The sequence below is a fragment of the Pseudomonas sp. HY2-MNA-CIBAN-0224 genome, from assembly GCF_040310285.1.
GTDB classification, from domain to species: Bacteria; Pseudomonadota; Gammaproteobacteria; order Pseudomonadales; family Pseudomonadaceae; genus Aquipseudomonas; species Aquipseudomonas helleri.
This window is the reverse complement of the sequence record NZ_JBEOPQ010000849.1, coordinates 1-241: the sequence shown is the minus strand read 5'-3', so window position 1 is coordinate 241 and position 241 is coordinate 1. Positions and strand designations below refer to the sequence as shown.

Sequence of the window (241 nt, the reverse complement as noted above, 5' to 3'; positions counted from 1 at the left end):
AATCTACACTCAGTTCATATAAATGGCTGTCTTTATCGGCAAATTCACTGTTTGCTTTTACTAGCATGCAAATGGCACTTGGGCTGCAAGCTTTGGTTTTAATCAGCACATTTTCTACAAATGCGTGCAACCCACCGACTATAGAATCGGAAGTCGATAAAAAGCCTTCTATTTGGTTTTTCATATCTAGGGTGTAGTCTTTAAGCGACTCACAATATAGCCCTTCTTTAGAGCCAAATGC

At 39.4% G+C, this 241-nt stretch carries 1 protein-coding gene; it reads right to left on the bottom strand.

The window, feature by feature from the left end:
- Positions 1 to 241 (bottom strand): hypothetical protein (locus AAEZ03_RS28670; RefSeq protein WP_350583377.1); only part of this gene is annotated, 241 nt, incomplete at both ends.